Below are 16,203 nucleotides of genomic sequence, written 5' to 3'. Positions count from 1 at the left end.
TTCACCACCGCAGGTTTAAGAAGAAGGAAAGGGATCAGCGGACCAGGAGCTTGGCCTGCTCCGGATCGTAGCGCCACTTGGCCGGGAGCTTGCCGGTCCTGCGGTAGTACTTAACGAGGCGCCTGATCTTGCTCTCGGTGAGCTGGAGACCGCGCCTTGAGTGCTTGTCCTTCGGGTGCATCTCGAGGTGCTTCCTGAGCTTGACGGCCTTCCTGATGAGAGCCATGAGGTCCTCCGGGATGTTCGGCGCGAGGCCGTTCTCCTCAAGGATCTTGGTTATCTTCTTGCCGGTGACGAGCTTGACGCTCGGGATTCCGTACTGGTCCCTGAGGATGGTCCCGATCATGGCAGCGCTGTAGCCTTCCTTCCTGAGCTTAACAACGAGCCCCTCAACCTCCTCCGCCGTGTACTCAACCCAGGTCGGCGGAGCGGTCCTCGGTGGCCTCTTAGAACCTGATTTACCCCTCTTTCTCGCGTGTATCCTTGCCATACCATACACCTCCTGGTGACGGCCAGCTCCCGCCAGCCGCCCCTTCGCGTTGGGAATTGAGGAGAGGTTTAAAAAGGTTTGCCCTTGGGACGTATCCCCTGCTTCCCCTTTTGTACTCCTCATGCCATAGTCTTACGGCCTTCCCGTCTGGATAATGAAGTTTTAATTCAATCGCCCGCCGGAGTTTTGCTTCTTTTCTCCTTGCAGTGAAACCAATCTCTTTGGCAAACCGCATGACGTCACCAAAGCGGGAAATCCATAGGATGAACATATCAACGTTTGACGAGTACTCCTCACCGCGGATAACGACCCTATGTCCCTTTGAATATAGTTTGGATATTTTGGAGCTTATTCCAAGTGTTTCCAGCAGCTTTCTAATGAACCCCAGAACCACCAGATCAGAATTGACCGCGGCAACCTGCACTGTAAAGGTCCTTCCGGCGGATATTACCGGAAACCCCTCACTATCAAAGAACCCCTTGAGGAATTGAGCCGGGTATTCGCCGGCCAGAGAAAACAACCTCTCCCAAGGGCCGCTCAAGAGCTGAAACATGGTCTTATTGCTTCCCTCCACGTAAAATCTATCCACACGGGTTGAATCCCTTTCGAACCCCACCGTGGCCCTAATCCCAAGTTTTTCCAAAGCGTTCGCAAACGCCTCGGCAAATTCTCGATCAATGACTTTAAGTTTGATGAGATACCGCCCGTTGCTCTTCCGGTGAACGCTACCATCCCCCAGGTAAACACCAATTACATACGAAAGCTCTGGGGAGGGATCCGAATGGATGGCCCGGATTTTGTTAAATGGACTATGGGTGCCTTTACACCAGCGAATAACAGTTGCCTTTGAGAGCTTGAGGTTGTATTCATCAGAAATCATCCCGACAATTCTCCCGTAGCTGTGTCCCTCAGAACGCAGTGCCTTCACACGTTCTACGATCTCATGAAGTTCATCAATATCTAGGTCCTTAATTCGCCGCATGACTATCAATAGCAGTAACGATAGAACCATAAAAATATTTCGCTCCTCGATGGAATGGATTCAAGAGCTCAATGACTGAAAAAGAACACCAAGCATCATACAAGAACAGCAACGAACAGAAATAAGCTGGTAGCGGGGGGAAGATTTGAACTTCCGACCTCCGGGTTATGAGCCCGGCGGGCACTCCTAGCTGCCCCACCCCGCTGCTCGACCCGTAGTTAGTGAACCGTGCAGGGTTTATAAATTTTACGGGAGGGATTTATAACCCACCTCACCCCAATCCCCCCGGTGGTGTCATGTACCTGACTAAGGAGGAGGAGCTGATTCTGGCGGGGGAGTACGGCTACGCCCTCCAGAAGGCGATGGAGATACTCGTCGCCCTTGGGGAAATTTACGGTGCCGACAGGCTCATTCCGATAAAGAGCGCCCAGATTGCAGGCGTTTCTTACAAGAACATCGGCGACGCCGGGATGGAGTTCCTGAGGGACTTCGTCAATGCGGGCGCGAAGGTCAGCGTCTACACGACCCTCAACCCCGCGGGCATAGGCGACGACGAGTTCATGGAGAAACAGAGGGAAGTTCTCGAACTCTACAGGAGGATGGGAATCGAGATCACCTCAACCTGCACCCCGTACTACGGAGCGAACCTTCCGAAGTTCGGCGACCACATCGCGTGGAGCGAAAGTTCTGCCGTCAGCTTCGCCAACTCCATTCTGGGCGCAAGGACGAACAGAGAAGGCGGCCCCTCGAGCTTAGCGGCGGCGATAGTCGGCAAGACACCGAACTACGGCCTCCACCTGGACGAGAACAGGAAAGCGACGGTGGTGGTCAACGTTGACGCGAAGGTGGAAACCTTCGTTGACTACGCGGCCCTCGGCTACCACCTGGGCAGGACGCTCGGCAACGATGTGCCCTACCTCAGGGGACCAAAACCCGAGAGAACCGAGCTCCTCAAGGAGATGGGGGCGGCGATGGCGGCGAGCGGGTCGATAGCGCTCTACCACGTGGAGGGCGAGACCCCCGAGTACCGCGATGCCATAACGGATAAACTTGAGACGATAACCGTTGAGGATTCAGATATCCGGGCCGTACGGGAGGAGTTCAGGGACGACTGGGCGGACATAGACATGATCCTCATCGGCTGCCCCCACGCATCCCTCGGTGAGGTGAAGGAAATTGCGGAGCTCCTCAGGATGCGCGGAAGGCCCCTCAGGATACCCCTGTTCATCACGGCAAGCGGCGCGGTCAAGGCTCTGGCCGATGCCCTCGGCTACACGGAGATAATAGAGCGCTACAACGGGAGAATAATAGCGGACGTCTGCTTCGTTGTCTCCCCGATTAAGGGGTGGTACAGCGGCATAGCCACCAACAGCGGAAAATCCGCGTTTTACTTCCGCTCATTCGGGTTCCATGTCCGCCTGGACGATGCAGAGAACCTGATAAGGGAGGCGCCGTGAGGTGGCGGGAATGAAGCTCAGGGGAAGGAAGATAGTCGGGGGAAAGGCGGAGGGCGAGCTGATTGTCTCAAGGAAACCCCTCTCGTTCCTCGGTGGAGTCGATCCAGAGACCGGAATCGTCACCGATGCTGAGAGCGACATAAGGGGACAGAGCATAGCCGGGAAGATACTCGCGTTTCCCCGCGGGAAGGGCTCGACGGTCGGTTCCTACGTCATCTATGCCCTGAAAAAGAACGGAAAGGCCCCAAAGGCGATAATCGTCGGCGAAGCGGAGACCATAGTCGCGACGGGCGCAATAATAGCGGGCATCCCAATGGTCGATGGCATCGACGTTTCGAGGCTGAGGAGCGGGGAGCGCGTTAAGGTCGATGCGGACTCCGGGGAAGTTGAAGTGGAAGAGTGAATCGGCTTCTTTTTTCTACTTTCGCAACCCACCACCAGCCGAGCGGCGGCGAAATTCGCAAACCTTTTGAGGTTGATCATGTAGTATCTTCCGGTGATAGCGTGAGCGAGAGCGTCCAGATCATCATCAACCACATTGAAAAGATTGAAAAGGAACTGGAGGAACTCAAGCTCGAACTTCTGAAACTCCAAGCGGAGAAGGAAGAGGCTGAGATAATTCCCGAAGAGGAGTACCAGGAACTCAAAAGAAAAGCTGAGGACCTAAAAAACAGCCCCTCAGAAGGGCTAAGTGCAGACGAGGCAATTCAAGGACTCCTGAGTTAGGTGGGGAAGTTGTACAGGATCATCGTGGACAAGAGCGTTGTCAAAAAAGCCAAGAGATACCTCAAGCCTGCACAACGCCGAAAACTGGCCGGATTCATCGATGCCCTGAAAACAAACCCCTACCCAAAACCTCCCTATGACTTAAAACCCGTTAAAGGTGAGAAAACCGAAAAAACTAACACCTATCGCCTCAGAATTGGCGATTACCGGGTGTTCTACACCGTGTATTGGGACGACAAAGTAATCATAATAACCGATATAAAGCCAAGAGAAACCGCATATAAATGACGGACAGACCAGGCAACGAAATTAACCTTCCAATGGCACAATGCTTTGAATAATCCAGGCTGAAAGCATAAATAACTTTTTAACCCCTCTCGACTCTTTATTCTGGGAGGAAAAATGCCAAGGGGAATTTACGAGTGCGTCAGGTGCGGCCACAGGGAGGTCATCGAGTCGGGCGAGCCTGTTCTGGAGGGAAGCTGCCCAGAGTGCGGCGGCGACATGGTTCTGGTGGGCTTTGAGGCCGGGGCCGAAAACGCCCCGAACGAACCATCCGTCTCTCTGCGCGCTCCTACCCACGCCGTTCGTCCCGCGGCACTTCCGCCCGCCGTGGATGCAAAGCTGAGTGAGTTCTACGTCATCGAACCCCGCGGGATCGAGGGCAACGTCTTCACATTTGAGGTCAGGGACGTCCTGGAGGAGGACTTTGAAAGGGTCCTGAGGGAGCTGGAGGAGCTCGGATACTGGGCGGCCCTCAAGAGGCGCGGGGGGAAGGTTTTACTCTACGTCTTCCCCGCCGGTGAGGTCAAGGAGGACAACCGCTGGCTCCCCTGGGTCTTCCTAATCGCGACGATATTCACCACGTTCCTCGCCGGCTACTGGCTCTCCCTGGGCTACATCTCCCTCCTCGACGAATACGGCCTGCCCGGGATAAGAAACCCCTACGTCAACGCACTGGCCTTCTCAATAAGCGTCATGGCGATACTCGGCACCCACGAGCTGGGCCACAAGATAGCCGCGGCCTACCATGGGGTTAGGGCAACAATGCCATACTTCATTCCATTTCCCAGCATGCTCGGGACTATGGGCGCGGTGATAAGGGTGAAGTCGCCCCTGCCAACGAGGAACGCCGCCATCGACCTCGGCGTGAGCGGCCCAATAGCGGGTTTTCTCGTTGCCATTCCCGTCAGTATAATAGGGCTAAAGCTGTCGGTTCCGGTTCCCGTCAGCGCGGTGCCGCCAGCGGGAGGGATAACCTTCGGCGAGAACCTCTTTTTCATGCTCATCGAGAAGTACGTTGTGACCTTCCCCGAGAACAGCGTCGTGTTCCTCCATCCGGTGGCGATAGCCGGCTGGGTCGGGATACTGGTGACCTTTCTGAACCTCATCCCCGCGGCCCAGCTTGACGGGGGCCACATAGCGAGGGCGTTCCTGGGCGAGAGGACGCACCGTTACCTGACCATGGCAATAGGTCTGGTGCTCATAGGCATGAGCTTCCTCTGGGTGGGGTGGCTGATATGGGGAATCCTCGTCCTGATGATGGGGGCCATGGGCAACCCCGGCGCCCTCGACGAGGTGTCCCCAATATCAAAGAAGAGAATTGCCCTGGCGCTGGCGGCACTGGCCCTCTTCATACTCTCGGCAACCCCCGCCCCGATAAGCGCTACCGGCTGACCCGCCCCTTCTTTTTCTCCTTGAGTATCTGCTCGATGTCGTAGTATATCGAGTCCCTCGAGACCCCGAACATCCTCGCTATCTCGGAGATGTTGAGGACGCGGGGGTTGTGGTTGAACTCCTCAAGGATACGCCCCAGGAGCCGCCTGCGCTCCTCAACGGTGTACTCGCTCAGCGGCCGCCTCTCCAGGGGGGCGTTGTAGACGGCAATCGCGACCGCGTAGGTCCTCCTCGTGACGGGCGTGATGTACGTCCCCACCTCGAAGTCGACGACGGACGCACCGGGCGGGAGCTTCAGGTTCACCTTCTCAACGGCCTTCGCTATCGCGTCGGCCCTGCTCTTACCCGTTGAGTACTCAGCTATGACCCCCTTTGCCATATCTTGACACGGATCGACCAGCATCGTAACGGTAAGGTTCATAAAAGCTCCAAAGGCCAGGTCTATCTTCGCGGATGATATGAAGCCGCCGCGGTGTGACAGGATTTCCTCCGACTGGAGTACGATGTTCTTTGTACATTCCTCAACGCTTGCCGAGTCATGTTGGATACTCACCAATTCCACGGGATCACCCCTGAGGTTTCCGCAATATTGAGTACGCTTCCCTTAAATTTGAGCAGAAAGCTATATAAGTTTTTTCGGGCCTATGATAGAATGAAGCAACCCCCCGGAGGTGAATAACATGTTCAGGCTAAGAAGGAGGAAGGGTCAGGGCGCCATCGAGTACCTCTTCATGATCGCGGCGGCGCTCGTTATAATCCTGATTGCGGTTAGGTACGTGAGCGATGCAGGACAAAACGCTAGTACTCAGGGAAACCTAGCCCAGATTCAAGCCCAAGTTGAAACCATAAAAGCCCAGCTTCAGGCCTCCGGCCAGAGCTTGGATTCAGTTCAAATTCCCTACACGTACAACGACATTTCAGGCACGACAACGTTTAGTGACCTTTACAGCATCTGTACCGGCACCTCTACCAGTGGCACTCTTTCATATCACAACCAGAGTGCCAATGAAACTCAGACAACTACCTTAAACATAGATAGATATACTGCATGTAAGGCCATTGTAGATTGGTGGAACAACCAGTGAAGCATTGAATACTTTTTTCTATATTTTCCTGTCAGGTGATCTCCAATGCGCGCCCAGGCTTCTCTGGAGTACCTATTCATGCTCGCCGGGATGTTCGTGCTCGTTCTGGCAACTCTCTTCGCCTACAACAACGGCGTCCTTCCCCACACCATAGAGACCGGCGAGCAGGTGAACGTTCTCCAGCTTCAGAACGACGCCCAGTACATCGTCGTCCAGCTGAAGGCCAACGAGCTCTGGGAGGAACTCAAGTCCAAAACGGTAACCCTCACGATCTCGGACGGCAAGACCACCTGCACCGTCGATAAGACATCCTACACCGGCACCTATCCGGAGGTTATAGAATATTCAACGGACGGCAAGACTCTTGAGAAAATCTACAACGACTGCATGGACGGCAACGCGGGCGCGTGCGAGGTTATAATCTGCTCGCTTGGGGCGGGCTGAGGCGCGATCTCTTATGGATCTCCAAGGAGTTCTTTAGTGAGGACCTTTTGGCGGGTGAGACCTGGCTCCCTGTAACATTTTCTTCTCACACTTTCTCTAAGAACTGCGTTCTTAATTCTTAAACTTCTTGACAGATACATGACCAAAAAGTTTTTAAAAGATGTAATACAAACGTATTACGAGGTACTTGTGGGGGTGGTTTGGATGGCATACTCTCTGGAGATAACCAGGAGGACTGGGAAGGGGAAGGATGGCCCCAAAACCAAATTGATCAGCGTGAGGATTCCAATATTTGCATACGAGCAGATAGAGGCCCTCGTGGACCTGGGGGTTTTCCCGAGCAGGAGTGACTTCATCAATTATGCAATCCAAAAAGCACTCTTCGAGCTTCCCGCGTTTAAGGTACCTACCTCTGATGAAGCCCTCCTGGAGATGATGGCCCTCGGGCCGGATTCACCTCCGAGTGATGATGAGATCCAGGAGGTGTTGAAAGGTGTCGAGAAGGAAGTTCGAGCCTATTCCCGTAGTGATAGACCTGAACGTCGCCGTGTCCTCCGCGTTAGGAGGACCGGCAGCGGCGCCAGCAACCGTGGTTCGCCTGGTGATTGAAGGCAGGATAGTCAATTTCGCTTCGAAGTTGATGCTTGACCGTCTTCGTGCCAAATTGGGAAGTCGTCGTGTCCAAAGGTATCTGGCCAATAAATCTTCAGGGCCAACCGGGGGACTACTATGGTACAAACCTTATGCAATTATGACAGCGTTTGAAATAAAGTCTGTAGTAATCAGTCCAGAGAGCTGGGTAGATGCCAGTGAGGATGAGGAGGATAATGAAGTTTTGTCAGTGGCCTGTGATGCCGGTGTTGAGTATCTCATCACCCAAGATCAAGACGATCTCCTTTCACTGCGGGATCCCGAAACCAGGGAAGTAATCATTGAGGATGAAGATGGGAATGAAGTTTGCAGAATCAAGATTCTGACTCCAAGAGAGTTCCTAGAGGAACTGAAAAAGAAAGGATGGGTAATCTGAGCCCCGTTATCATTTTTCTCTTTTAGACCGTCCCGTTCTGGTTAACTAGCAATATGAACAGAAAAACGGCAACGAGGAGGTTTAAATAGTTTCGATGCAGTCCTCCCACCCGTTGGAAAAGTAGATGGGGAACTTAAAGGCCTTGAAAAGAGGTTTGAGGAGTATAAAAGTGGAAAAGCAAAAGTAGTTGGTGGAAAAGAAGCGGTTAAGACACTCTCAAAATATATAGGTAGCGGATAGGAGGGTTGGGACTTAAGAGTAGGTTTAAATACTATTGTAGTTTATTTGTAGTTGATGATGTGGATGGCGGAGAGGGTTGAATACCCAATATCGGTGAGGCTTCCAGGGTATGTTGTTAAGAAAATTGACGAATTGGTGCAGAGAAAGGAGTTTCGGAGCCGTTCGGACTTCATTAAATTCGCAGTTACCATGACGCTTGGCCAGATGATGATTGAAGAGGCCAGAGAGCTCGCCAAGAGTTTAACGCCCGAAGAAATCAAGGCAGAGGCTATGGAAGCCCGGAGAAAGTTGCTAAAAGGGGATTTCGAGGATGAATGGCCGGAGGTAAAAGAGACTCTCCAGGAAGTTGAAGAGGAGTTCAAAGAGCTCACGGGTGCTGAATAATGAAGAAAACCATACAAGTGTGCTTCCGCGTTTGAATATCCTGAGCATAGGGACGAAAAACCTTTAACGTCCCCCCGACAACCCTCCCTTGAGGTGGCCGTCTTCGTGCTGAATTAGGAGAGGTAAGGAGGCGCCGGAACATCTATATGCACCAAAGACCCAACACAGGCCCTTAAAAAAGCTCCCGTGTCTTTTCTGCCAGCTCCGTTATAACGCCCTCCTTGAGCTTTCCTATGTATCTACCGTTTCTGAGTTTCGTCTTGGGCATTGTGAACAGCTTGAAGAGTTTTATCATACTCACGTTCCTAAGCCCTCTGCTGGTGTTTGGGTCCAGGTCATCGTTTTTTATAACCCTCACCATCTCCCTAAGCTGGGGGGACAGGGCAGAGACACGCTTCAGCTCAAACCGCGAAATCTGGCAGACTACTACATCCCGCCCATTGTTGTTCATTGTGTCGCCGGAGATTATAAGAACCGGCCGATGTTTGTATTTCAGCCCTCCATCCTCATCAAAATAAGGGAACGGGGCCGTCCAGATCTCACCCTGCTCCATTGGACAACCTCCAATCTCAGGTATTCGATTCAAGAAGTTCATCAAGGAAATAGTCATCCACCGCACTTGGAGTCGGATGAACTTCCCTTATCTTACCGGCAACTATTTTGATGTCCTCAAGCAGTTCGGTGAGAGACTTTCTGTTCTGGAGAAGTTTCAACAACCGAAGCATGAGCAGCAGGAAGTAGGATGACAGCTCGCTGGCAGTTTCGAGGCTCCTGGTCTCTATGATTATTCCAAGAATGTTCGATTCAATGAAAAGGAATCTGTCCACAGCATCCATCTCTTCCAGCTCCTCCTCGGGAAGCCGGCCGTCCAGAGCTTTTTTCAACAGTAGCTCAGAAGCCCGGTCAATATCCGCTTTCAGTTTAACGAGTTCTGGCAGGATGATGTTCCTAAGTTCCTCCTCAAGTTCGTTGGGAGTCATCTCCACGTTAATCGCCGCATCGGCAATTGCATGGATGTCCCCTTCGAACTCCTCGGTAAAGAGCCTATAAATACGTTCAATAGCCATAAGATAGGCTTCCTCACTCGGTTCATCTGGAGTTAACTCCATCAACCTGGAGAACAGAATTCCCTCCTTTTCGCCCAGGTTCTTTTTGAACTCCTCTAAAACGCCCCTGAGTCCACCTCCATCCCGCGATATCCCCTCCAGCAACGGCCGAATATTCATACTGCCGAACGGGAACGCCAGGCCCGCAAAGTTACCATGCTGGACAGGAAGTGCCGGAGGTGTCATTTTCGTTCACCATTCCAATGCCTATGAAAAAGTGTGCCTCCGCGTTTAAATATCTTTGGGATATCGGGACGAAAAACCTTTAACGCTCCCCCGACAACCCTCCCCTTAAGGTGACCGCCATGGGACTCTTTTCATTCGGCTCCAAGAGGGGCAAAATCAAAAAGCTCATCGAGGAGGAGCGCTTTGACGAGGCACTGGCGATTGTTGTAAAGGACAAAAAGGCCCTGGACGGCCTGATTGAACTTCTGGATGAAAGCTCTCCCGGAATCAGGGGAGACGCCCTCCTCCTGCTCGGAATGGTGGCAGAGCAGAGGCCCGGGCTTCTAGAGGGTCGGCTGAGGACGGTGTTCCCAAAGGCTGTAGCCCTTACCCTGGATAGGAACCCGTACGTCCGGGAAAACGCCATGGTGCTCTCCTACGAGCTCGCGGGGCAGTTTGGAGGAGCTGTGAGGGCGCTGCGGGCGGAGGTAAGTGACGATATAATCAGGGCGCTGGTCGAGGGCGGCCGGAACCTCAAGGGGTTCGCGGCACTCCTCGCGGGGGAGCTTGGTATAACCGATGCAAGGCCCTACATCGAGGAGCTCGTGGGCGTCGAGGATAAGGTTATACTCCCGTTCGAGGGCAAGAAGTGGGTACCGCTGGGAGAGATAGCAAGGGAAGCCCTTGAAAAACTTTCATAATTCGAAATTGAATTTATTCATTTCTTCCGGCATCCCATTTATGTTGCGAAAGATTAATAAGCCCGTTCGTTTTAACTACTTCAGGTAATACCATGCTTGGAGAGTTGCTGTTTTTCCCGTTCCTGGTCATCCTGCTGGTGGTCAAGGTAGGCTTTGCCATAATCAGGTACCTCCTGGCCAACGCGATAATCGGCCTGATTATCCTGTGGTTCACGAACTGGATAGGGATATCGGATGTGCCACTAACGGCGCTGAACGTTCTGGTGGTTGCTATAGGAGGAATCCTGGGCGTCATAGCCCTCATAATAATCTCGTGATTCTAGCCGAATCCTCCCCTGTTCCTAAACTTTTATAAATTCCCTGCTTTTTTCATTCTCAGGTAGCGGAAACTGGCTGGAAAAACGTTCTGAAGGGGAGTGATGCTCATGTCTCACAAGTCAGCCGAGATGTATGAACTCAAGAAGAAGGTCGAGGAGCTGAAGGGTTATCGAGGTCGAGCCACCGAACTGGTGACCCTCTACGTTCCGGCCGGATACGATCTGAACAAGGTCATGCAGCAGCTGAGGGAGGAGTACGGGACGGCCCAGAACATCAAGAGCAAGTCAACCCGAAAGAACGTCCTCGGTGCCCTTGAGAGGGCGATGCAGCACCTCAAGCTCTACCGCAAGACCCCCGAGACCGGTCTGGCCCTCTTCGTCGGAAACGTCAGCGAGCAGGAGGGCGTCAGCGACATAAAGCTCTGGGCGATAATCCCTCCAGAACCCCTCAAGGTCAGGCTCTACCGGTGCGACCAGACCTTCATCACCGAGCCGCTGGAGGAGATGCTCCGCGTCAAGGACGCCTACGGCCTCATAACCGTTGAGAAGAACGAAGCCACCATAGGTCTCCTGCGCGGGAAGAGGATAGACGTCATCGACGAGCTGACCTCCAACGTGCCCGGTAAGACCAGGGCAGGTGGTCAGTCGGCCAGGCGTTACGAGCGCATCCGTGAGCAGGAGACCCACGAGTTCATGAAGCGCATCGCCGAGCACGCCAACAAGGCATTCCTCCCCCTCCTGGAGAAGGGCGAGCTGAGGGGCATCATCATAGGCGGCCCGGGACCGACCAAGGAGGACTTCATAGACGGCGAGTACCTCCACCACGAGCTAAGGAAGAAGATAATCGGCGTCGTTGACATCAGCTACAGCGGGGCCTACGGCCTCAAGGAGCTCGTCGAGAAGGCCAGCGACATCCTCAAAGACCACGAGGCCATAAAGGAGCGCCACCTCATACAGAACTTCTTCAGGCACCTCGTCAAGGACACAGGGATGATAACGTACGGTGAGAACGAAGTCAGGAAGGCCCTGGAGCTCGGCGCCGTCGATACGCTCCTCATCAGCGAGGGCTATGACAGGGTCAGGGTCAGGGCCAAGTGCAACAGCTGCGGCTGGAGCGAAGAAAAAACTATGAGCGAGCAGGAGTTCCATGTTTACAGGAAAAAACTCACTCACTGCCCCAAGTGCGGCAGTCAGAACCTGGACTTCGAGAAGTGGGACGTCGCGGAGGAGCTAATAAAGATGGCGGAGGAGGCCGGCTCCGAGGTGGAGGTCATCTCCCTCGACACCGAGGAGGGCCAGCAGTTCTACAAGGCCTTCGGCGGAATAGCGGCGTTCCTGAGGTACAAGATTCAGTGAGTTCCTGTGCGTCTTCTTTTTTCTTCAACCAATGGGGATTCATGAAGGACGCTTGAATTCAGCCCAGCACCCCGGCGAGCAGCTTTCTTATATCCTCCTTCACTTCGTCTCCATCCATCATGTACGGGGGTCTGAGGACGGGTTTTATTGAGAAGCCGCGGAGTGACATGGCAAGTTTTATCGCGGAGCCGAAGGATGAGGCAAGGTCATAGACCCTGGACAGCTTTGCCAGCCTCCTGGCATGCTCAAAAGCATCCTCAAACCGCTTCTCATGGAACGCCCTCCAGAGGGCCAGATGAACCTCAGGGGCGAAGTTGGCGCAGGCCATTATCCCCCCGTCCCCACCCAGAACGAGCGTGTTCAGGAGGTGCTGGTCGAGGCCGGTGAAGACCCTGAAGTCATTCCTCTCCCCCTTGACCTCGAGGATAACGTCCCGGATATGGTTTACGCTGTCAATCGTCTCCTTCACACCGGAGATGTTCGAATACTCGAGGGCAAGGCGCTTGATGGGGGAAACGCTGAGCGGGTTGGCGCAGGAGGGGATGTTGTAGAGGATGATCGGAATATCCGTACTCTCGGCCACGGTCGAGTAGTGGGTGAACAGGGCGTCGTCGTTCAGGGGGCAGTAGTAGGGGGGCGCTATCACGACGTAGTCGGCCCCTATGTCCTGGGCGTGCTTCGTAAGCTCAACGACCTCAACGGTGTTCGAGGAGGCCGTACCGACCAGGTAGAACGCCGACTTGACCAGCTCCCTGCCCCTCTCGGCGAGGAGCTTCCGCTCGTTCAGGTTCAGGCTAGTGAACTCACCGGTTGTCGCGTTGATGAATATCCCGTGGACGCCGACCTTCTGGAGAAACTCGATGTGCTCCTCGAGGGCGGGAAAGTCAATGGAGTAGTCCTCGTTGAAGGGCGTTACAAGGGGCACCACAACACCGCGCATGGAATCACCGAAGATTCTGGGGGAAGGGGGTATTTTAGGGTTCCGGGAAGTTTTTAAGTATCGGTACCGATACCAGGTATCGGGGGCGGTACTTATGCTCTTTGACCCAAGACCAAAGGAGAGAAGGGGGGAGATGTTTGACAGAGAGGTGGAACTTGAAGCCATCCTCAGGGGTATGGAGGAGTATCCGATAACCCTCATCATAGGAATCCGCCGCGTGGGTAAGAGCTCCCTTCTAAAGGCGGCTCTCAACGAATATCCCGGAATCGGGCTCTACCTCGATGCCCGCCGGCTCTACGCAGCCGGAAGCGGAAGCATAAGCGCCCCAGTAATGGCGGACGAACTCAGGAGGATACTCCTGGGGAGGGGCCGTTTTGGATTCCTCAGGGGTATGAGCGTTGAGAAGGTGAACCTTGGGGGAATTCAGATCAAACCCCGGGATATGGGGTTCATGGACGTTCTTGAGATTATCCACTGGATTGGGGAAAGGACAGGCCATAAAGTCATCCTGGCCTTTGACGAGGCTCAGTATCTGAGATTCTACGGCTCCCGGGGCGGAAAGGACCTGCTGGCTGGCATAGCCCACGCCTATGACTCAATGCCGAACCTGAGTTTCGTATTCACCGGCTCGGAGGTTGGACTTCTCCACGACTTTCTGGGGCTGGATGACTACTCAAGCCCCCTCTACGGAAGAATCTACGAGGAGGTTGAGGTCAGACCGTTTCCAAGGGAGCTTTCCGAGGAGTTCCTTAGGGTGGGTTTCTCGGAGGTTGGGTTGAACGTACCGCAGGATGACATCAAAAGGGCCGTTGACGAGCTGGATGGAATACCCGGATGGCTCGTTGAGTTTGGATTCAATTACTGGAAAAAAGGAGACCCCAAAAAGGCCCTGGAAACCACGATAGCAAAGGCGAGGAACATGATACGGGAGGAGCTTCTTGAACTTGAAAGGCGCTCCCCAAGGTACGCCCTCATTCTGCGCGCGGTATCCATTGGACTGCACAGGTGGTCCAAAATAAAGGACTACGTGGAGGCAAAGAGCGGCCCCATAACGAACGCCAGGCTGGGCAGCCTTATCAGGAACCTGGAAAAGATGGGGTGGATAAAGAAGGAGAACGGGGAGTACCTGATAGTAGACCCCGTGGTGGAAAAAGTGTTGAGGGAGTGATCACATCTTCTCTGGCGCCTCTATTCCGAGAAGCTCGAGCGTGTTCCTCAGCACCTGCTTCGTCGCCAGGACGAGCAGCAGGCGCTCCTCCAGTATTCCCTCCTCCGCCTTGAGCACGGGGTGGTCCATGTAGAACTTGTTGAAGAGCGAGGCGAGCTCGTTGGCGTACCACGGAATGAGGTGGGGCTTGATGTCCCTGCTCGCCTGTTCCACAATCTCCGGGAACTTGGCTAGGAGCTTCACCAGTTCCTTTTCCCTGTTGGTGAGCCTCGAGAAGTCCGCCCTCTCCATGAGGACCTCCCAGTCGGTCTCAATGCCGCCGTCCGCGGCCTTTCTGAGGATGGACGCGCACCTGGCGTGGGCATACTGGACGTAGGGGGCGCTGTCCCCCTCGAAGTTGAGAACATCGTCCCAGCGGAAGGTTATCACCTTGTCCGGGCTGTACTTAACGAGGTTATAGCGGACCGCTCCAACTCCGACGGCTTCGGCTATGTGCTCCTTCTCATCCTCGCTCAGGCCGGGGTTCTTCTCCTCCACGAGGGCCCTGGCACGCTGAACGGCCTCGTTGAGAACCTCATCGACGGTAAAACCGACCCAGGTTCCTTTCCTGCCCGAGAACTTGCCCTCCTCGCGGACAACGTGTTCATACGCAAGGTGGTGGAAGTTCTCGGCGGAGTCCTCAAAGCCGAGCAGCTGGAGGGCGTACTTGATGGCCATCTGGGGGTGCTTCTGCTCGGCACCGATGACGTTGATGACCACATCAGCTTTTCCGAACGTTCCGGGCATCGCTCTCCCATCGGGGGCGGTCGTCCAGGTTTCGTGTTCTTCGTTCTCCCACGGCTTGTAGAGCATGTCGGCGGTGACCTTACCGAACTTCCAAAGGTGATAGGCTATGTCCTTGCCGGTGTAGGTCGCCGTCCCGTCGCTCCTCTTGAGGACGAGGAATGGGTTCTTCATGTCCGGGAAGAGCTTTCTGAGGTCCATCACGAACGCTCCCTTATACTTCCCTTCCTCTGCCCAGAAGAAGTTCTCGTTGGCCTCGATGAGCTCGTAAGCCTCGCCGAAGATGCCGCTCCTCATTATGTCGCTCTCCCAGCTGAGGAGGTCGTAGGTTATCTTCATGCGGCCGGTCGTGAGCATCTGCGCCCTGACAACCCTCTCCGCGAGCTTTCTGCCGATTTCCGCTATTTCGTTGTCCCCCTCCTCGAGCTTCTTCATCAGCTCACGAACTTCCCCCTCAACATCGGGGTTCTCCTCTATGCGCCTGTTCACCTCGACGTAGAGGAGGCCCATAACGTGGTCAATGAAGTCCTCCTTGAGGCCCTTTTCCCTCATCTCCGCCTCGATCCTGCCGAATTCCTCTTTGAGGTTCAGGTAACCCCAGAGAACCTGGGCAAACTGGACGCCGAGGTCGTCTATGTAGTTCTGAACCTCGACGGTGTAGCCGAGCTTCCGCATTATCCTCGCCATCGTATCGCCGAGAACCGAGTTCCTGGCGTGTCCCATGTGGAGCGGCTTCGTCGGGTTCACGGAAGTGTGCTCGACGATGACCTTCTTCCCATCCCCAAGCGCGCTCTCGCCGTATGCGTTTTTCTTCTCAAGTATCTCGCGGACGAGCTCCCGTCCGAAGGTGCCGTAGTTCAGGTAGAAGTTGATGTAGCCGTTGACCGCCCTGACTTCTGAGATTTCCTCGGGGAGCTTCCCACCGAGCCTCTCCGCAAGCTCCTCCGCTATGAGCTTCGGCGCCTTCCTGAAGACCCGGGCAAGCTGAAATGAAACGGCCGTCCCAAAGTCGCCGAGCTCGATGTTCGGGGTGTCGTCGAAGGTTATCTCCCCGCTCCATTCCTTCCCCGCCTCTTTCAGCATGTCCCCAAGGGTTTCCTGAAGGATGAGCCTCATCTTCTCCTTAACTTCGCCGTATCCCATCTCACACCACCG

At 54.4% G+C, this 16,203-nt stretch carries 21 protein-coding genes and 1 tRNA gene; 14 read left to right on the top strand and 8 right to left on the bottom strand.

From position 1 onward, the window contains the following. Window positions 1–34 precede the first annotated feature (34 nt). From FH039_RS05870 to FH039_RS05860, 3 genes are all read right to left on the bottom strand, one after another. Entirely contained in the window at window positions 35–490 is a 456-nt protein-coding gene (locus FH039_RS05870; RefSeq protein WP_014012099.1) for a 30S ribosomal protein S15, read from the bottom strand. Then, a complete protein-coding gene (locus FH039_RS05865; RefSeq protein ID WP_168188377.1) occupies window positions 459–1,472 on the bottom strand; it encodes an LAGLIDADG family homing endonuclease in 1,014 nt (337 codons plus the stop codon). The genes FH039_RS05870 and FH039_RS05865 overlap by 32 nt, the downstream gene beginning before the upstream one ends. 127 nt (window positions 1,473–1,599) lie before the next feature. Then, window positions 1,600–1,677, bottom strand: a tRNA-Met gene (locus FH039_RS05860). Window positions 1,678–1,768: 91 nt separating this feature from the next. Here FH039_RS05860 and FH039_RS05855 point away from each other — a divergent pair. The 5 genes from FH039_RS05855 (at window position 1,769) to FH039_RS05835 (ending at window position 5,332) form a co-directional block, all read left to right on the top strand. Then, complete coding sequence (locus FH039_RS05855) at window positions 1,769–2,929, top strand: aconitase X catalytic domain-containing protein (protein WP_139680564.1); 1,161 nt, start codon at window positions 1,769–1,771, stop codon at window positions 2,927–2,929. Between the two features lie 10 nt (window positions 2,930–2,939). Then, on the top strand, window positions 2,940–3,332 hold the full coding sequence (locus FH039_RS05850) for a DUF126 domain-containing protein (RefSeq protein WP_139680563.1): 393 nt from the start codon (window positions 2,940–2,942) through the stop codon (window positions 3,330–3,332). Between the two features lie 101 nt (window positions 3,333–3,433). Next, entirely contained in the window at window positions 3,434–3,655 is a 222-nt protein-coding gene (locus FH039_RS05845; RefSeq protein ID WP_139680562.1) for a hypothetical protein, read from the top strand. A gap of 9 nt (window positions 3,656–3,664) precedes the next feature. Continuing rightward, window positions 3,665–3,943, top strand: coding sequence for a type II toxin-antitoxin system RelE family toxin (locus FH039_RS05840; RefSeq protein ID WP_139680561.1), 279 nt, complete (start codon window positions 3,665–3,667; stop codon window positions 3,941–3,943). Between the two features lie 114 nt (window positions 3,944–4,057). Then, window positions 4,058–5,332: a site-2 protease family protein gene (locus tag FH039_RS05835; protein WP_139680560.1), complete on the top strand. Its 1,275-nt coding sequence runs from the start codon at window positions 4,058–4,060 to the stop codon at window positions 5,330–5,332. Here FH039_RS05835 and FH039_RS05830 read toward each other — a convergent pair. Then, a complete protein-coding gene (locus FH039_RS05830; protein WP_168188376.1) occupies window positions 5,322–5,894 on the bottom strand; it encodes an IS630 transposase-related protein in 573 nt (190 codons plus the stop codon). The genes FH039_RS05835 and FH039_RS05830 overlap by 11 nt on opposite strands. A gap of 118 nt (window positions 5,895–6,012) precedes the next feature. Here FH039_RS05830 and FH039_RS12575 point away from each other — a divergent pair, with 118 nt between their 5' ends. From FH039_RS12575 to FH039_RS05805, 5 genes are all read left to right on the top strand, one after another. After that, window positions 6,013–6,417 carry a class III signal peptide-containing protein gene (locus tag FH039_RS12575; protein ID WP_394344279.1) on the top strand — a complete coding sequence of 135 codons (405 nt, stop codon included), beginning with the start codon at window positions 6,013–6,015 and terminating at the stop codon, window positions 6,415–6,417. 45 nt (window positions 6,418–6,462) lie between these two features. Further along, the gene (locus tag FH039_RS05820; protein ID WP_139680559.1) at window positions 6,463–6,861 is read left to right on the top strand and encodes a hypothetical protein; all 399 of its coding nucleotides are present in this window, start codon (window positions 6,463–6,465) and stop codon (window positions 6,859–6,861) included. A gap of 138 nt (window positions 6,862–6,999) precedes the next feature. Continuing rightward, on the top strand, window positions 7,000–7,470 hold the full coding sequence (locus FH039_RS05815; RefSeq protein WP_139680558.1) for a ribbon-helix-helix domain-containing protein: 471 nt from the start codon (window positions 7,000–7,002) through the stop codon (window positions 7,468–7,470). Further along, a complete protein-coding gene (locus FH039_RS05810) occupies window positions 7,355–7,888 on the top strand; it encodes a putative toxin-antitoxin system toxin component, PIN family (protein ID WP_139680557.1) in 534 nt (177 codons plus the stop codon). The genes FH039_RS05815 and FH039_RS05810 overlap by 116 nt, the downstream gene beginning before the upstream one ends. A 294-nt stretch (window positions 7,889–8,182) precedes the next feature. Continuing rightward, window positions 8,183–8,512 (top strand): ribbon-helix-helix domain-containing protein, encoded by a 330-nt coding sequence (locus tag FH039_RS05805; protein WP_240703289.1) that lies wholly within the window; start codon window positions 8,183–8,185, stop codon window positions 8,510–8,512. 172 nt (window positions 8,513–8,684) lie between these two features. Here FH039_RS05805 and FH039_RS05800 read toward each other — a convergent pair whose 3' ends face one another. Both FH039_RS05800 and FH039_RS05795 read right to left on the bottom strand, forming a co-directional pair. Beyond that, window positions 8,685–9,065 (bottom strand): type II toxin-antitoxin system PemK/MazF family toxin, encoded by a 381-nt coding sequence (locus FH039_RS05800; RefSeq protein ID WP_168188375.1) that lies wholly within the window; start codon window positions 9,063–9,065, stop codon window positions 8,685–8,687. Between the two features lie 16 nt (window positions 9,066–9,081). Next, on the bottom strand, window positions 9,082–9,804 hold the full coding sequence (locus FH039_RS05795) for a hypothetical protein (RefSeq protein ID WP_139680555.1): 723 nt from the start codon (window positions 9,802–9,804) through the stop codon (window positions 9,082–9,084). A 119-nt stretch (window positions 9,805–9,923) separates the two neighbouring features. On the opposite strand from FH039_RS05795, the gene FH039_RS05790 reads away from it, so the two are divergent. The 3 genes from FH039_RS05790 to prf1 all read left to right on the top strand — a co-directional run bounded on the left by FH039_RS05790 (window position 9,924) and on the right by prf1 (window position 12,157). Next, window positions 9,924–10,484 carry a hypothetical protein gene (locus tag FH039_RS05790; protein ID WP_139680554.1) on the top strand — a complete coding sequence of 187 codons (561 nt, stop codon included), beginning with the start codon at window positions 9,924–9,926 and terminating at the stop codon, window positions 10,482–10,484. A gap of 92 nt (window positions 10,485–10,576) precedes the next feature. Further along, window positions 10,577–10,801, top strand: coding sequence for a pro-sigmaK processing inhibitor BofA family protein (locus tag FH039_RS05785; protein ID WP_139680553.1), 225 nt, complete (start codon window positions 10,577–10,579; stop codon window positions 10,799–10,801). Window positions 10,802–10,909: 108 nt separating this feature from the next. Next, the gene (prf1, locus tag FH039_RS05780) at window positions 10,910–12,157 is read left to right on the top strand and encodes a peptide chain release factor aRF-1 (RefSeq protein ID WP_139680552.1); all 1,248 of its coding nucleotides are present in this window, start codon (window positions 10,910–10,912) and stop codon (window positions 12,155–12,157) included. Between the two features lie 58 nt (window positions 12,158–12,215). Here prf1 and FH039_RS05775 read toward each other — a convergent pair whose 3' ends face one another. Next, window positions 12,216–13,097 carry a dihydrodipicolinate synthase family protein gene (locus tag FH039_RS05775; RefSeq protein WP_139680551.1) on the bottom strand — a complete coding sequence of 294 codons (882 nt, stop codon included), beginning with the start codon at window positions 13,095–13,097 and terminating at the stop codon, window positions 12,216–12,218. A gap of 94 nt (window positions 13,098–13,191) precedes the next feature. Between FH039_RS05775 and FH039_RS05770 the strand changes: the two genes are divergently transcribed. Continuing rightward, window positions 13,192–14,265 carry an AAA family ATPase gene (locus tag FH039_RS05770; RefSeq protein ID WP_139680550.1) on the top strand — a complete coding sequence of 358 codons (1,074 nt, stop codon included), beginning with the start codon at window positions 13,192–13,194 and terminating at the stop codon, window positions 14,263–14,265. On the opposite strand, the gene FH039_RS05765 is transcribed toward FH039_RS05770, so the two are convergent. Beyond that, window positions 14,266–16,191 (bottom strand): arginine--tRNA ligase, encoded by a 1,926-nt coding sequence (locus FH039_RS05765; protein WP_139680549.1) that lies wholly within the window; start codon window positions 16,189–16,191, stop codon window positions 14,266–14,268. Between the last annotated feature and the right edge of the window lie 12 nt (window positions 16,192–16,203).

Source organism: Thermococcus indicus, from assembly GCF_006274605.1.
Classification (GTDB): domain Archaea; phylum Methanobacteriota_B; class Thermococci; order Thermococcales; family Thermococcaceae; genus Thermococcus; species Thermococcus indicus.
The sequence above is the reverse complement of the archived record's forward strand: the minus strand, read 5'-3'. Positions and strand labels throughout refer to the sequence as shown.

Excerpts from the sequence above, each read along its gene's own strand:
- FH039_RS12575 (WP_394344279.1), top strand. The coding sequence starts at position 6,013 with ATGTTCAGGCTAAGAAGGAGGAAGGGTCAGGGCGCCATCGAGTACCTC.
- FH039_RS05790 (WP_139680554.1), top strand. The coding sequence starts at position 9,924 with ATGGGACTCTTTTCATTCGGCTCCAAGAGGGGCAAAATCAAAAAGCTC.
- FH039_RS05805 (WP_240703289.1), top strand. The coding sequence starts at position 8,183 with ATGATGTGGATGGCGGAGAGGGTTGAATACCCAATATCGGTGAGGCTT.
- FH039_RS05855 (WP_139680564.1), top strand. The coding sequence starts at position 1,769 with ATGTACCTGACTAAGGAGGAGGAGCTGATTCTGGCGGGGGAGTACGGC.
- FH039_RS05870 (WP_014012099.1), bottom strand. The coding sequence starts at position 490 with ATGGCAAGGATACACGCGAGAAAGAGGGGTAAATCAGGTTCTAAGAGG.
- FH039_RS05795 (WP_139680555.1), bottom strand. The coding sequence starts at position 9,804 with ATGACACCTCCGGCACTTCCTGTCCAGCATGGTAACTTTGCGGGCCTG.
- FH039_RS05835 (WP_139680560.1), top strand. The coding sequence starts at position 4,058 with ATGCCAAGGGGAATTTACGAGTGCGTCAGGTGCGGCCACAGGGAGGTC.
- FH039_RS05865 (WP_168188377.1), bottom strand. The coding sequence starts at position 1,472 with ATGCGGCGAATTAAGGACCTAGATATTGATGAACTTCATGAGATCGTA.
- FH039_RS05850 (WP_139680563.1), top strand. The coding sequence starts at position 2,940 with ATGAAGCTCAGGGGAAGGAAGATAGTCGGGGGAAAGGCGGAGGGCGAG.
- FH039_RS05800 (WP_168188375.1), bottom strand. The coding sequence starts at position 9,065 with ATGGAGCAGGGTGAGATCTGGACGGCCCCGTTCCCTTATTTTGATGAG.
- FH039_RS05820 (WP_139680559.1), top strand. The coding sequence starts at position 6,463 with ATGCGCGCCCAGGCTTCTCTGGAGTACCTATTCATGCTCGCCGGGATG.
- prf1 (WP_139680552.1), top strand. The coding sequence starts at position 10,910 with ATGTCTCACAAGTCAGCCGAGATGTATGAACTCAAGAAGAAGGTCGAG.
- FH039_RS05775 (WP_139680551.1), bottom strand. The coding sequence starts at position 13,097 with ATGCGCGGTGTTGTGGTGCCCCTTGTAACGCCCTTCAACGAGGACTAC.
- FH039_RS05815 (WP_139680558.1), top strand. The coding sequence starts at position 7,000 with ATGACCAAAAAGTTTTTAAAAGATGTAATACAAACGTATTACGAGGTA.
- FH039_RS05785 (WP_139680553.1), top strand. The coding sequence starts at position 10,577 with ATGCTTGGAGAGTTGCTGTTTTTCCCGTTCCTGGTCATCCTGCTGGTG.
- FH039_RS05770 (WP_139680550.1), top strand. The coding sequence starts at position 13,192 with ATGCTCTTTGACCCAAGACCAAAGGAGAGAAGGGGGGAGATGTTTGAC.
- FH039_RS05765 (WP_139680549.1), bottom strand. The coding sequence starts at position 16,191 with ATGGGATACGGCGAAGTTAAGGAGAAGATGAGGCTCATCCTTCAGGAA.